The sequence below is a fragment of the Streptomyces sp. NPDC031474 genome (assembly GCF_055581185.1).
This window is the reverse complement of the sequence record NZ_JBVIJX010000004.1, coordinates 310,133-322,984: the sequence shown is the minus strand read 5'-3', so window position 1 is coordinate 322,984 and position 12,852 is coordinate 310,133. Positions and strand designations below refer to the sequence as shown.

General features: G+C 68.3%; 13 protein-coding genes. 5 read left to right on the top strand and 8 right to left on the bottom strand.

From position 1 onward, the window contains the following. Positions 1-16: 16 nt before the first annotated feature. The 3 genes from ACZ5SK_RS09725 to pknB all read left to right on the top strand — a co-directional run bounded on the left by ACZ5SK_RS09725 (position 17) and on the right by pknB (position 5,071). Positions 17-1,456 carry an FtsW/RodA/SpoVE family cell cycle protein gene (locus ACZ5SK_RS09725; RefSeq protein WP_334578695.1) on the top strand — a complete coding sequence of 480 codons (1,440 nt, stop codon included), beginning with the start codon at positions 17-19 and terminating at the stop codon, positions 1,454-1,456. Continuing rightward, complete coding sequence (locus ACZ5SK_RS09720; RefSeq protein ID WP_361706291.1) at positions 1,453-2,922, top strand: penicillin-binding transpeptidase domain-containing protein; 1,470 nt, start codon at positions 1,453-1,455, stop codon at positions 2,920-2,922. The genes ACZ5SK_RS09725 and ACZ5SK_RS09720 overlap by 4 nt, the downstream gene beginning before the upstream one ends. Positions 2,923-3,091: 169 nt before the next feature. Next, entirely contained in the window at positions 3,092-5,071 is a 1,980-nt protein-coding gene (gene pknB, locus ACZ5SK_RS09715) for a Stk1 family PASTA domain-containing Ser/Thr kinase (protein WP_334578693.1), read from the top strand. A 203-nt stretch (positions 5,072-5,274) separates the two neighbouring features. Here pknB and ACZ5SK_RS09710 read toward each other — a convergent pair whose 3' ends face one another. The 6 genes from ACZ5SK_RS09710 to ACZ5SK_RS09685 are packed head-to-tail and all read right to left on the bottom strand — an operon-like array spanning position 5,275 to position 9,525. Beyond that, positions 5,275-6,030 carry a class E sortase gene (locus ACZ5SK_RS09710; RefSeq protein ID WP_334578692.1) on the bottom strand — a complete coding sequence of 252 codons (756 nt, stop codon included), beginning with the start codon at positions 6,028-6,030 and terminating at the stop codon, positions 5,275-5,277. A 45-nt stretch (positions 6,031-6,075) separates the two neighbouring features. Then, positions 6,076-7,143 (bottom strand): class E sortase, encoded by a 1,068-nt coding sequence (locus tag ACZ5SK_RS09705; protein WP_468417781.1) that lies wholly within the window; start codon positions 7,141-7,143, stop codon positions 6,076-6,078. Next, positions 7,140-7,778: an aminodeoxychorismate/anthranilate synthase component II gene (locus ACZ5SK_RS09700; protein ID WP_468157996.1), complete on the bottom strand. Its 639-nt coding sequence runs from the start codon at positions 7,776-7,778 to the stop codon at positions 7,140-7,142. Before ACZ5SK_RS09700 ends, ACZ5SK_RS09705 begins: the two co-directional genes overlap by 4 nt. Continuing rightward, complete coding sequence (locus tag ACZ5SK_RS09695) at positions 7,775-7,972, bottom strand: hypothetical protein (protein WP_319676302.1); 198 nt, start codon at positions 7,970-7,972, stop codon at positions 7,775-7,777. Before ACZ5SK_RS09695 ends, ACZ5SK_RS09700 begins: the two co-directional genes overlap by 4 nt. A 16-nt stretch (positions 7,973-7,988) precedes the next feature. Continuing rightward, the gene (locus tag ACZ5SK_RS09690) at positions 7,989-8,678 is read right to left on the bottom strand and encodes a class E sortase (RefSeq protein WP_334581265.1); all 690 of its coding nucleotides are present in this window, start codon (positions 8,676-8,678) and stop codon (positions 7,989-7,991) included. Positions 8,679-8,700: 22 nt separating this feature from the next. After that, positions 8,701-9,525 carry a DUF881 domain-containing protein gene (locus ACZ5SK_RS09685; protein ID WP_079661148.1) on the bottom strand — a complete coding sequence of 275 codons (825 nt, stop codon included), beginning with the start codon at positions 9,523-9,525 and terminating at the stop codon, positions 8,701-8,703. A 140-nt stretch (positions 9,526-9,665) separates the two neighbouring features. Between ACZ5SK_RS09685 and crgA the strand changes: the two genes are divergently transcribed. After that, positions 9,666-9,920, top strand: a complete 255-nt coding sequence (crgA, locus tag ACZ5SK_RS09680; protein ID WP_334578689.1) for a cell division protein CrgA — start codon at positions 9,666-9,668, stop codon at positions 9,918-9,920. Positions 9,921-10,176: 256 nt separating this feature from the next. On the opposite strand, the gene ACZ5SK_RS09675 is transcribed toward crgA, so the two are convergent. Continuing rightward, positions 10,177-11,076, bottom strand: coding sequence for a rhomboid family intramembrane serine protease (locus ACZ5SK_RS09675; protein ID WP_334578688.1), 900 nt, complete (start codon positions 11,074-11,076; stop codon positions 10,177-10,179). Positions 11,077-11,260: 184 nt separating this feature from the next. Continuing rightward, positions 11,261-11,794 carry a peptidylprolyl isomerase gene (locus tag ACZ5SK_RS09670; protein ID WP_334578687.1) on the bottom strand — a complete coding sequence of 178 codons (534 nt, stop codon included), beginning with the start codon at positions 11,792-11,794 and terminating at the stop codon, positions 11,261-11,263. Positions 11,795-12,090: 296 nt separating this feature from the next. Here ACZ5SK_RS09670 and ACZ5SK_RS09665 point away from each other — a divergent pair, with 296 nt between their 5' ends. Then, complete coding sequence (locus ACZ5SK_RS09665; protein ID WP_334578686.1) at positions 12,091-12,819, top strand: DUF5324 family protein; 729 nt, start codon at positions 12,091-12,093, stop codon at positions 12,817-12,819. Positions 12,820-12,852 lie beyond the last annotated feature (33 nt).

Genomic DNA, 12,852 nt, shown 5'->3' with positions numbered 1-12,852 from the left:
GAGGCCCCGTCACACGATGAGCAGTACTACCAACTCGCCGACGCATCACACGTCCACGATCGGCTCGATCGGTACGCCGAGCCGGCGCAACACCGAGCTCGCGCTGCTGGTGTTCGCCGTCGTCATCCCGGTCTTCGCCTACGCCAACGTGGGCCTGGCCATCAACGAGCAGGTGCCGTCCGGCCTCCTGGCCTACGGGCTGGGCCTCGGTCTGCTGGCCGGCGTCGCCCATCTCGTCGTCCGCAAGTTCGCGCCGTACGCCGATCCGCTGCTGCTGCCGCTGGCCACGCTGCTGAACGGGCTGGGTCTGGTCGCCATCTGGCGTCTGGACCAGTCGAAGTACCTGCAGCAGGCCGAGCAGGCCGGTACGGCCGCGCCGCGGCAGCTGCTGTACACGGCGATGGGCATCGCCCTGTTCATCGTGGTGCTGATCTTCCTCAAGGACCACCGCGTTCTGCAGCGCTACACGTACATCTCGATGGTCGGCGCGATCTTCCTGCTGCTGCTGCCGCTCGTGCCGGGTCTGGGCCAGAACATCTACGGCGCCAAGATCTGGATCTCGGTGGCCGGTTTCTCCATCCAGCCCGGTGAGTTCGCCAAGATCGTGCTGGCGATCTTCTTCGCCGGCTATCTGATGGTGAAGCGGGACGCCCTGGCCCTGGCCAGCCGGCGTTTCCTCGGCCTCTATCTGCCGCGCGGCCGTGACCTGGGCCCGATCATCGTCGTGTGGCTGATCTCGATCCTGATCCTGGTCTTCGAGACGGACCTCGGCACCTCGCTGCTGTTCTTCGGCATGTTCGTGATCATGCTGTACGTGGCCACCGAGCGGACCAGCTGGATCGTGTTCGGTCTGCTGATGTCCGCGGGCGGCGCGGTCGGCGTGGCCAGCGTCGAGCCGCACGTGCAGCAGCGCGTCCAGGCCTGGCTCGACCCGATGAAGGAGTACAAGCTCTCCCAGGCGGGTGTCGGCGGCCACTCCGAGCAGGCCATGCAGGCGCTGTGGGCGTTCGGCTCCGGCGGCACGCTCGGCACCGGCTGGGGCCAGGGCCACTCGGAGCTGATCAAGTTCGCCGCCAACTCCGACTTCATCCTCGCCACCTTCGGTGAGGAGCTGGGGCTGGCCGGCATCATGGCGCTGCTGCTGCTGTACGGCCTGATCGCGGAGCGCGGCGTGCGGACCGCCCTCGCCGCCCGCGACCCGTTCGGCAAGCTGCTCGCCATCGGTCTCTCCGGCGCGTTCGCGCTGCAGGTGTTCGTCGTCGCCGGCGGTGTGATGGGGCTCATCCCACTCACCGGTATGACGATGCCGTTCCTGGCGTACGGCGGTTCGTCGGTCATCGCCAACTGGGCGCTGATCGGCATCCTGATCAGAATCAGCGACACCGCGCGCCGTCCGGCGCCCGCCCCCGCCTCCAACCCCGACGCCGAGATGACCCAGGTGGTCCGCCCGTCATGAACAAGCCCCTTCGCCGGATCGCGATCTTCTGCGGCCTTCTCGTGCTGACCCTGCTGCTGCGGGACAACTACCTGCAGTACGTCAAGGCGGACAGCCTCGCCAGCGACACCCAGAACCGTCGCGTCAACATCACGCGCTACTCCACCCCGCGCGGCGACATCATCGTCGACGGCAAGGCCATCACCGGTTCGGTGGAGACCAGCGGCGACTACAAGTACAAGCGCACCTGGACCAACGGCGCCATGTGGGCGCCGGTCACCGGCCGCTCCTCGCAGGCGTTCGGCGCCAACCAGCTGGAGAAGCTGGAGGACGGCATCCTCAGCGGCAACGACGACCGGCTCTTCTTCCGCAACACCCTGGACATGATCACGGGCAAGGAGAAGGAGGGCGGCAGCGTCGTCACCACCCTCAACGGCGCGGCGCAGAAGGCCGCGTACGACAAGCTCGCCGGGAAGAAGGGCGCGGTCGCCGCGATCGAGCCGTCCACCGGCAAGATCCTCGCGCTGGTCTCCGCGCCGTCCTACGACCCGTCGAAGTTCGCCGGGTCCTCCGACAAGGACCAGGAGGCGTGGAACGCGGTCCAGAAGAAGAACGACCCCGACGACCCGATGCTGAACCGGGCGCTGCGCGAGACCTACCCGCCGGGCTCCACGTTCAAGGTGGTCACGGCCGCGGCGGCGCTGGAGAACGGCGAGGTCGACGGCATCGACTCCAAGACCAACACCCCGGACCCGTTCCCGCTGCCGCAGTCCACGCAGAAGCTCCGCAACGAGCACGGCGACTGCGAGAACGCCACGCTGCGCTACGCGCTCATGGTGTCCTGCAACACCGTCTTCGCGAAGATGGCCGACAATGTCGGCAACGAGAAGATGATCGCGCAGGCCGAGAAGTTCGGTTTCAACGAGGGCAAGCTGGACACCCCGGTGCGCGCCGCCGAGTCCGTCTACCCCAAGGACAACCAGCCGCAGAACGCGCTGGACGGCATCGGGCAGGGCTCCAACCGCGCCACCCCGCTGCAGATGGCCATGGTCGCCGCGGCGGTCGCCAACGACGGCAAGCTGATGAAGCCGTACATGGTCGACGAGCTCAAGGCCCCCAACCTGGACACCCTGGAGACGACCGAGCCCCAGCAGCTGTCCCAGGCCGTCTCCTCCAAGACCGCGCAGGCCCTGCAGCAGATGATGGAGACGGTCGTCAACGACCCGCAGGGCACCGGCGGCAAGGCCAAGATCAACGGCGTGACCGTCGGCGGCAAGACCGGTACCGCCCAGCACGGCCTCAACAACAGCGAGAAGCCGTATGCCTGGTTCATCTCGTACGCGAAGCTGCCGGACGGCAGCGCACCGGTGGCCGTCGCGGTCGTCGTCGAGGACGGCGCCGCCAACCGCAGCGACATCACCGGCGGCGGTCTGGCCGGTCCGATCGCAAGGGACGTGATGAAGGCAGTCATCGACAGCAAGAAGTGACCCCCATCACGTCGCCTACACATCGGTGCACGTTGCGATACCGGTCCTGTATCGGGTGACGGGCTTGGCCAGGTCACACTGCTCCGTCCAGGTACGGTAAGCCCGGACGGCAGCCTCCGGCCGCACACGTGTGCCGGTCGGGACCGACGGAGAGGGCTGGTAGGTAGCTATGGAAGAGCCGCGTCGCCTCGGCGGCCGGTACGAGCTGGGCCATGTGCTCGGCCGTGGTGGCATGGCCGAGGTCTACCTCGCGCATGACACCCGCCTCGGCCGCACCGTGGCGGTGAAGACGCTGCGCGCGGACCTCGCGCGCGACCCTTCCTTCCAGGCCCGGTTCCGCCGGGAGGCCCAGTCTGCCGCCTCGCTGAACCACCCCGCGATCGTCGCGGTCTACGACACGGGCGAGGACTACATCGACGGGGTCTCGATCCCGTACATCGTCATGGAGTACGTCGACGGCTCCACGCTCCGCGAGCTGCTCCACTCCGGCCGCAAGCTGCTGCCGGAGCGGACGCTGGAGATGACCATCGGCATCCTCCAGGCGCTGGAGTACTCGCACAGAGCCGGCATCGTCCACCGCGACATCAAGCCGGCGAACGTCATGCTGACGCGCAACGGCCAGGTCAAGGTCATGGACTTCGGCATCGCCCGCGCGATGGGCGACTCCGGCATGACGATGACGCAGACGTCGGCGGTCATCGGCACCGCGCAGTACCTCTCGCCGGAGCAGGCCAAGGGCGAGCAGGTCGACGCGCGCTCCGACCTGTACTCGACGGGCTGTCTGCTCTACGAGCTGCTGACGGTACGGCCGCCGTTCGTGGGGGACTCCCCGGTCGCGGTGGCGTACCAGCACGTCCGGGAGGAACCGCAGCCGCCGAGCGTCTTCGACCCCGAGATCACCCCCGAGATGGACGCCATCGTCCTGAAGGCGCTGGTCAAGGACCCGAACTACCGCTACCAGTCGGCCGACGAGATGCGCCTGGACATCGAGGCCTGCCTCGACGGCCAGCCGGTCGCGGCGACGGCGGCGATGGGCTCGGTCGGCTACGGCGGGTACGGCGACAACCAGGCGACCACGGCCATGCGCTCCGCGGACGCCGGCGCCACGTCGATGCTGCCGCCCATGAACCCGGACGACGGCGGCTTCGGCTTCGACGACCGTCCCGACCGGCGCCGCCAGAAGAAGTCCAACGCCTCGACGATCCTGCTGGTCCTCGCCGCGGTGCTGGTGCTCGTCGGCGCGATCCTGATCGGCAAGTGGGTGTTCACCGGCGACGGCGCCTCCGACAAGCCCTTCCCGGTCCCGAACTTCGTGAACAAGACGCAGGCCGAGGCCACGACCATGGCCAAAAACGTCGAGCTCAAAGCGGTCTTCACGCAGAAGCCCTGCGAGAGCACCGCCAAGGGCAACATCTGTTCGCAGAACCCCGCGATCGGCCAGAAGGTCAACAAGGGCGACACGGTGAACCTGGTCGTGTCGACGGGTGCGCCGAAGGTGGTCGTGCCGAGTGTCCTCGGCAAGACCCAGGACGAGGCCAAGACGCTCCTGGAGGGCGACAAGTACCAGTTCGTCGTGGAGACGAAGGAAGAGGTCTCCGCGGAGCCGGCGGGCAACGTCATCAAGCAGAGCCTGGAACTCGGCGAGGAGGTGGAGAAGGGCACCACCATCACCCTCACCATCGCAAAGGCCGAGGAGAAGGCGACCGTCCCCGACGTCTCCAACAAGAGCTGTGACGACGCCAAGGCCCAGATGCAGCAGAACAACCTGCAGGGCAACTGCGTCCAGGTCGACACCCAGGACCCGAACCAGGTCGACAAGGTCATCCAGACCGTCCCGTCCATCGGCTCCCAGGCCGACAAGGGCTCCACGGTCCAGATCCAGATCGGCAAGAGCAGCCAGCCCCAGCAGACCCAGGTCCCGGGCAACCTCCAGGGCATGAGCGTGAAGGACGCCAAGAAGGCGCTGCAGGACGCGGGCCTGAACGTCGGCCAGATCACGGGCTCCTCGGACGACGACGCCCAGGTCATCGGCTCGGACCCGGCGCCCGGCAGCACCGTCAACCGGGGGCAGACGGTCAATCTGATCGCCTTCAAGAACAACAACGGCGGTAACAACGGCGGCGGCGTCTTCGGCGGCAACCAGGGCTAGCCGCGTGCGGTGAACGACGTGGGCCCCACCGGAGACCTCCGGTGGGGCCCACGTCTTTGCCCCGAGCCTCGGCCGGTTCACAGGCCGGTTCACAGGCCGGTTCACCATCGGATCAGGCCGGCTCAGGCCGGCTCAGGCCGGCTCAGGCCGGCTCAGGCCGGCTCAGGCCGGCTCAGGCCGGCTCAGGTCCGCTCAGAATCGGCTCAGCCGAGTTCCTTCGGCGGTGTGCGGTCCGCATCGACCTTCTGCACCCGCTCCAGCTCGCCCCACACCACGTACCGGTACCGGCTCGTGTACACCGGCGTGCAGGTGGTCAGGGTGATGTAGTGGCCGGCCTTCTTCTTGCCGGACTCCTTGGGGATCTGGCCGAGGACGTCGACGTTGTACTTCGAGGTCTCGGGAAGGACCGCGTACACCTTGTACACGTACCAGTTGTCCCGCGTCTCGAAGACGATCGGGTCGCCCTTCTCCAGCTTGTCGATGTTGTGGAACTTCGCGCCGTGGCCGTCGCGGTGGGCGGCGAGCGTGAAGTTGCCCTCCTTGCCGCTCGTCGGGAGGACGGCCTTGAGGGGGTCGGTGTAGTAGCCGGCGACGCCCTCGTTGAGGACCTTCGACGAGGTGCCCTGCTCGACCAGCACCTCGCCGTTCTTCATCGCGGGCACATGGAGGAAGCCGATGCCGTCCTTGGTGTCGAGCGCTCCGGGGCCGGTGTCCTCCTGCGCCCAGTTGTCGCGCACCTTGTCGCCCTGCCGGTCCGCGTGCCGGTCGGCGACGACGTTGGTCCACCACAGGGAGTAGACGACGAACAGGCCGAGCACCAGGCCGGCCGTGATGAGAAGCTCACCGAAGACGCTCACGGCCAGCGCGATCCGGCCGCCCGCGCGGCGCCGCGGCGAGGGCCCGGACGCGTCCACGCGCGCGTGTTCTTCGTGCTCGGTGTCGCCGGTGGTCGCTGCCACGTTCACTCTGCCCCTACTCGACTGCACGCCTACCCGCTTGCCCGCCTACTCGACGAGCGCATCCGGCTTGCCCTTGCTGCGCGGCCGTTCCTCGACCATCTTGCCCCAGACGATCAACCGGTACTTGCTGGTGAACTCCGGGGTGCAGGTGGTGAGCGTGATGTACCGGCCCGGCCCGGTGAACCCGGAGCTCGGCGGGACCGGGTCGAGGACGCTGGTGTTGCTGGGCGCGGTCACCGGCAGCGAGGACGTCATCTTGTAGACGAAGTACTCGTTCTGCGTCTCGACGATCATCTCGTCGCCCGCCTGCAGCCTGTTGATGTACCGGAACGGCTCGCCGTGCGTGTTGCGGTGGCCCGCGAGCCCGAAGTTGCCGGTCTTCGCGTCGGGCATCGCCGTCTTCAGCGCGCCCTCGCCGTAGTGCCCGACCATGCCCTTGTCGAGCACCTTCTTGTTGCTGACGCCCTCGGCGATGGGCACCACCACGTCCAGCTTGGGGATGTGGAGGATCGCGAAGCCCTGCCCCGGCGAGAACACCCCGGGGGCGCCCTTGCCGCTGGCCCAGTCGTCCTGGAGGCTGCTCGCCTCCTTGTCGGCCTGCGCGTGGGCCCGCACGTTCGTCCACCACAGCTGGTAGGAGACGAACAGCAGCATCAGCACACCCGTGGTGATGAACACCTCGCCGACCGCCCGGCTGGCGACCACGGCCGCGCTCGGCTTACGGGCCCGCTCCCGGCGGCGTGCCTCCACGCGCGACAGCGGCCGCTCGTCCTGCGCGGGCGCGTCGGCTCCGTCGTACGACTCGGACGCCTCGCCGGTGCCGCCATGACGCCCACGACGGCCCTTGGCGGCCTTTCTGCGGGCCGCGCGGCCACCGGCTGGTGATCCAGGGGCGGGAGAGGCTCCTGGGACGTCAGAGGCCGATATGGGCTCGCCGCCGAACGTGGACGCCGTCGACGGCGGTATCCGCAGCGCCACCGTCTCCTCGTCGATGGGCGGCAGGTACGGCTCCCGCGCATAGGACGCGGATCCTGCGCCGTACTGATCACCGCCGAAGGACTCGTACGGCGCGGTGCCGTACGAGTCCTCGCGCTCGGGGCGCAGCGCGGTCACGCCGTGGCCCTGCCCACCACCGGGGCGAGCCCCGCCGACCTCGCCACCGCGCCCTGGTCGCCGCACTCCACGAGCCAGTTGGCCAGCATCCGGTGCCCGTGCTCGGTCAGCACCGACTCGGGGTGGAACTGGACGCCTTCGACGGGCAGTTCACGGTGGCGCAGGCCCATGATGATGCCGTCGTGCGTACGCGCGGTGACCTCGAGTTCGGCCGGGACCGTCTGCGGCTCGGCGGCCAGCGAGTGGTAGCGGGTCGCGGTGAACGGCGTCGGCAGGCCGGCGAAGACGCCCTTGCGGCCGTGCTCCACCAGCGAGGTCTTGCCGTGCAGCAGCTCCGGCGCGCGGTCCACGACACCGCCGTAGGCCACCTGCATCGACTGCATGCCGAGGCAGACGCCGAAGACGGGGACGCCGGTGGCCGCGCAGTGGCGGACCATCTCGATGCAGACGCCGGCCTCCTCGGGCGTGCCCGGCCCGGGGGACAGCAGGACGCCGTCGAAGCCGTCCTGGGCGTGGGCCGTGGAGACCTCGTCGTTGCGCAGGACTTCGCACTCGGCGCCCAGCTGGTACAGGTACTGGACCAGGTTGAAGACGAAGCTGTCGTAGTTGTCGACGACGAGAATGCGCGCGCTCACTGGTTGTCCACCGTCACATCGTTGAAGGGAAGCAGCGGTTCGGCCCATGGGAAGACGTACTGGAACAGCGCGTACACCACGGCGACGACCAGCACGATCGAGAGCAGCGCCTTCACCCACGCGTTTCCCGGCAGATGCCGCCAGATCCAGCCGTACATGCCGTCCCTTCCGTCGCACCACGGCACCTGACTCACGCCGTACGCCACCAGACTAACGGCGCAGAGCCTTCGGTTCGCCTGTCTCCACAGGCTGTGTGGAGTCCAGGTGCGCCCAGACGATCAGCCGGTGACTGTGCCCCCATTCCGGATCGCACGTGGTCAACGTCAGGTACCGGCCCGGACGCGTGTACCCCGACTTACGTGGCACAGCGTCGATCACCTCGACGTCCGAGGGCACGGTTTTGTAAGGGCCTTTGTCGATCCGATACGTGAACCAGGTCGTGCCGTCCGTCAGCACCACCGCGTCGCCGCGCCTGAGCTTGGGGAAGTCCTTGAACGGGTCGCCGTAGGTACGGCGGTGACCTGCGACGGAGAAGTTCCCGGTCTGTCCGAGGCGCGCCGTCCCGGCGTAGTGTCCGAGCCCCTTCTTCAGGGTGCCGGTCGCCGTGCCTTCGAGGACGGGCTTGTTCCACGTGAAACCAAGACGCGGGATGTACATCACGGCGAAGGGCCTGCCGCTGCGGTACGGCGCCGGCTGGACGGTGGCGGTGGCGGCGGGGCCGGCGCTCGGGGCGGGGCCCGCGCTCTGCTGGGCCCACTGGTCGTGCAGGTCGTCGATCTGGTCGTCCATGACGCGGTCGGCCTGGACGCCGGTCCAGAACAGCACGTAGACGACGAAGAGGACGATGACGGCGCCTACGGTGATGCACAGCTCGCTGAACGTCCTGACGATCACCCGCAGCGACACAGGCGCCCCCCGGCGGCTACTTCACAGGCTTGGCGTAGTGCAGATCCACTGTGCCCGAGTAGCCCGGCAGAGTCACCGTTCCGTCCTCGGTGACTTTCCAGCCGAGGCCGTACACGTTCACGTAGACCATGTAGTTCTGGATCGCCGGGGAGTCCGCCAGCGCCTGCTGCAGCTTCTCCGGGTCGCCGACCGCCTGGATCTTGTACGGGGGTGAGTAGACGCGGCCCTGGAGGATCAGGGTGTTGCCGACGCAGCGGACGGCGCTGGTGGAGATCAGCCGCTGGTCCATGACCTTGATGCCCTGGGCGCCGCCCTGCCAGAGGGCGTTCACCACGGCCTGGAGGTCCTGCTGGTGGATGACCAGGTAGTCGGGCTGCGGTTCCGGGTAGCCGGGGAGCTTGGCGGTGGCGTTCGGCGGGGCGTCGTTGAGGGTGACCGTGACGGCCTTGCCCTTGAGCTTCTGGGTGCCGGCGTTCTTCTCCAGTCCCGCGAGCTTGTCGTCCTGGGCCTTGGTGCTGCCGTCGTCGGCCTCGGCCAGCGACTCCACGTCCTCGCGCAGGGTCCCGTTCGCCTCGTCGAGCTCGCCGTTCTTCTGGCTGCGTTCCTCGATGAGGTCGGACAGCCTCAGCAGGGAGGCGTCCGTGCGGATGTTGGTGCCCTTGGCGGTGTTGAAGCTGGTGAAGAAGAGAAGGCCGGCGAGGGCGAAGACACCGACGGTGAGCACCCGCACGGGCCGGAAGCCGCCCCGGCGTCCGGAATCTCCGGAATCACCGGCATCAGGGGAGGAGCCGGTGCCGGAACCCGTTGTACCTGTCCCGGGGGAGTCGGCAGAATTGCTCAACGTACCCTTATCTCCTTCGGCGCCGTAGAAGCACTACGCTAACGGACGCCCGGGGGAGCCCCTCAGTCCCCTAGTACGCAGCCCCCGAGCCCGACCCAGCACCTGCGCGGCCACGCAGCGCATCGACAGGAGAGACCCTCGTGCCGAAGTCACGTATCCGCAAGAAGGCCGACTACACGCCGCCCCCGGCGAAGCAGGCGACCGCCATCAAGCTGAACAGCCGTGCCTGGGTCGCGCCCGTGATGCTGGCCATGTTCCTCATCGGGCTCGCCTGGATCGTGCTCTTCTACGTCACCGACGGCTCGATGCCGATCGACCAGCTCGACAACTGGAACATCGTGGTGGGCTTCGGGTTCATCGCGGCCGGGTTCGGCGTCTCCACCCAGTGGAAATAGGGCTGGTCCCGTAGCTCTGCCCAGGGCTATCCACTGAGTTATCCACAGCGGTTTTCCACATGGGGAAAAGAAAGACGATCTGTGGATAACTCATCGGAGGTTGACGCCGGTGTGACGTAACTACCGGCTGTCACCTTCACTCGAAAAACTGTTCGCCCCCTGCCTGACCTGCACAAACGCGGGTCGATGGCAGGGGGCGCAGCTGTTCCCGCACGTTGTGCACAAGATTCGACACAGACTGTGGACAACAGCGCGCTCAGGTGAGCTGAGCGGTCCTCAGGAGCGTCACGACCACGACGGCGACCAGCATCACCGCGCAGGTCCCGTACTGCACGAGGGCCCGGCGCTCGCGCGGGGCGTGGACCATGGCGATGCCGATGACGACGCCGGCGACCAGGCCGCCGATGTGGGCCTGCCAGGCGATACCGCTCCACCCGAACGTGATGACCAGGTTGATCACCAGCAGGGCGATGACCGGCCGCATGTCGAGGCGCTGGCGCCGCACCAGCACGGCGAGCGCGCCGAAGAGCCCGAAGATGGCCCCGGAAGCACCGAGCGAGGCCTGGTTGGGCTCGGCGAGCAGGTACGTCAGCGCGCCGCCGGCGAGACCGGAGACCAGATACAGCGCCAGGAACCGGGCCCGGCCGAGGGCCGCTTCGAGCGGACCGCCGATCCACCACAGGCTCAGCATGTTGGACAGGATGTGGATGATGCTGCCGTGCAGGAACATCGAGGTCAGCAGCCGATACCACTGCCCTTCGGCGACGCCCTGGAGCTCGCCGTACCCGAGGGCCGGCATGATCGCGCGGCCGATCATGTCGAACCGGTCGGTGAAACTGTCGCCGACGGCCTGCTGAAGGACGAACATCACCGCGTTGAGACCGATGAGGATCTTGGTGAGCAGGTGCGGGTCGGCGGCGATCGTGCCCCCCGCGAGCGTGCGGGGCTGCGAGGCGCTGGGCGGGTGCCCGGTGCCGGACCCCTCGCGGACGCAAGACGGGCACTGGAATCCGACGGAGGCGCTGACCATGCACTCGGGGCAGATCGGGCGCTCGCAGCGGGTGCAGCGAATGCCGGTCTCCCGGTCGGGGTGCCGGTAGCAAACGGGCAGGCCGCTGTGCGCGTCGTCCTGCCGGCTGCCAGGCGCCTGGTCCATGGGCTCCCCTAAACAAGTGGAAGAGGTCGTGGTCGTGATCGGAGTCGTGGTCGGAGTCGTGACGGGGTCGTGGTCGGAAAGGAACCGCCCTGCACATCCTGACGGACGAGCAGGGCGTTGGGTTCCCCATGGTTCGCCTGGGGCGTTTTCGCCGCGAACCCGGCGGGCTCGGACCCGCCCGGCTTCAGACCTGGCGGGTCTCGACGACGACCGACTCGATGACGACGTCCTTCAGCGGACGTTCGGTGCGCGGGTTGGTCTGGACGGCCGCGATGGCGTCCACGACCTTCTGGCTCGCCGCGTCGGTGACCTCGCCGAAGATGGTGTGCTTGCGGGTCAGCCAGGCCGTCGGGGAGACGGTGATGAAGAACTGCGAGCCGTTGGTGCCCGGCCCGGCGTTGGCCATGGCCAGCAGGTAGGGCCTGTCGAACCGCAGGTCGGGGTGGAACTCGTCCGCGAACTGGTATCCGGGGTCCCCGGTGCCGTCGCCCAGCGGGTCACCGCCCTGGATCATGAAACCGCTGATCACCCGGTGGAAGACCGTGCCGTCGTACAGCCTGTCCGAGGACCGCACGCCCGTCGCCGGGTTGACCCACTCACGCCCGCCCGTGGCGAGGTCGACGAAGTTCCTGACCGTCTTCGGGGCGTGGTCCGGAAAGAGCCGGACCTCGATGTCGCCGTGGTTGGTCTTCAGGGTGGCGTACAGCTGCTCGGCCACGATCTGCCTTCCGTTGTCTTTCTGTGACCCCCCGATCCTCGCACGCCCGGCGCGGTACGCCGCCGTACGGCCCGTTCCTGCACCGGAACCGTCGGTTCGGGTACGGAAATGCACGCGACTCGCTCCGGACGGGAGCGGGCGGGGCCGATCCGTGGCATCGTCGGTTTTGTCGGCCTGTCGACGATATGCCCGTCCACCGTATGCCCGCCCGCACATGCTGTGACGACGCACGACAGGCATGATCCGTAAAAGGGTGGAAAGTCGAAATACCGTACGCCACCGAGGAGGAGGATCCCGTGACCCGCATCGACAGCGTGCGCGCCGCGACCGGCTCGGCGAAGGACAGCGTGCTGCACGCCGCGGAAGTGGTGGCGCCCTACGCCGACACGGCCAAGGAGCGGGCCGCGCTTTACGCGCATGAGGCCCGCGTACGGCTCGCGCCCAAGGTGTCGCAGGCCGCCGAACAGGCCCGCGTCCAGTACGACGCCCATGTCGCCCCGCATCTGGAACACGCGATGGAACAGGCGAAGACACATGTCCCGCCGAAGGTAGACCTGGCCGCACAGGAAGCGGCCGCCCGTACCCGCCTGGCGGCGCGGCAGGCCGCCGACTACTCGCGGCCGAAGATCGAGCAGGCCGTGGCCGCGGCCGGGCCCGTCAAGGACGAGGCCACCGCCCGTGGCGTCGCTGCGCTGGCCGCCCTGCGCGGTCAGGTGACGCCGAAGGAGATCGAGAGGCTGACGCGCAAGCACCGGCGGCGAGCCAAGGCCGGCCGGCTCGCCAAGGCACTGGCCGTGCTCGCAGCCGTCACCGGCGGCGCTTACGCGGCCTGGAAATGGTGGGACAAGCAGGCGAACCCGGACTGGCTCGTCGAGCCGCCGGCCGCCACCGAGGTACCCGCCGCGGGCGGCCTGACATCGGTGGACGGCAGCGCCGACCCGTCGGTCCTCGACCCCGAGGTACAGGCCAAGGAGGCCGAGAAGGACGCCGAGAACGAGGCGGCGAACCGCGAGGACCGTAGCTGAGCAGTACCGCCCGCACATCGAAAAAGACCCCTC

Excerpts from the sequence above, each read along its gene's own strand:
- ACZ5SK_RS09725 (WP_334578695.1), top strand. The coding sequence starts at position 17 with ATGAGCAGTACTACCAACTCGCCGACGCATCACACGTCCACGATCGGC.
- ACZ5SK_RS09720 (WP_361706291.1), top strand. The coding sequence starts at position 1,453 with ATGAACAAGCCCCTTCGCCGGATCGCGATCTTCTGCGGCCTTCTCGTG.
- pknB (WP_334578693.1), top strand. The coding sequence starts at position 3,092 with ATGGAAGAGCCGCGTCGCCTCGGCGGCCGGTACGAGCTGGGCCATGTG.
- ACZ5SK_RS09675 (WP_334578688.1), bottom strand. The coding sequence starts at position 11,076 with ATGGACCAGGCGCCTGGCAGCCGGCAGGACGACGCGCACAGCGGCCTG.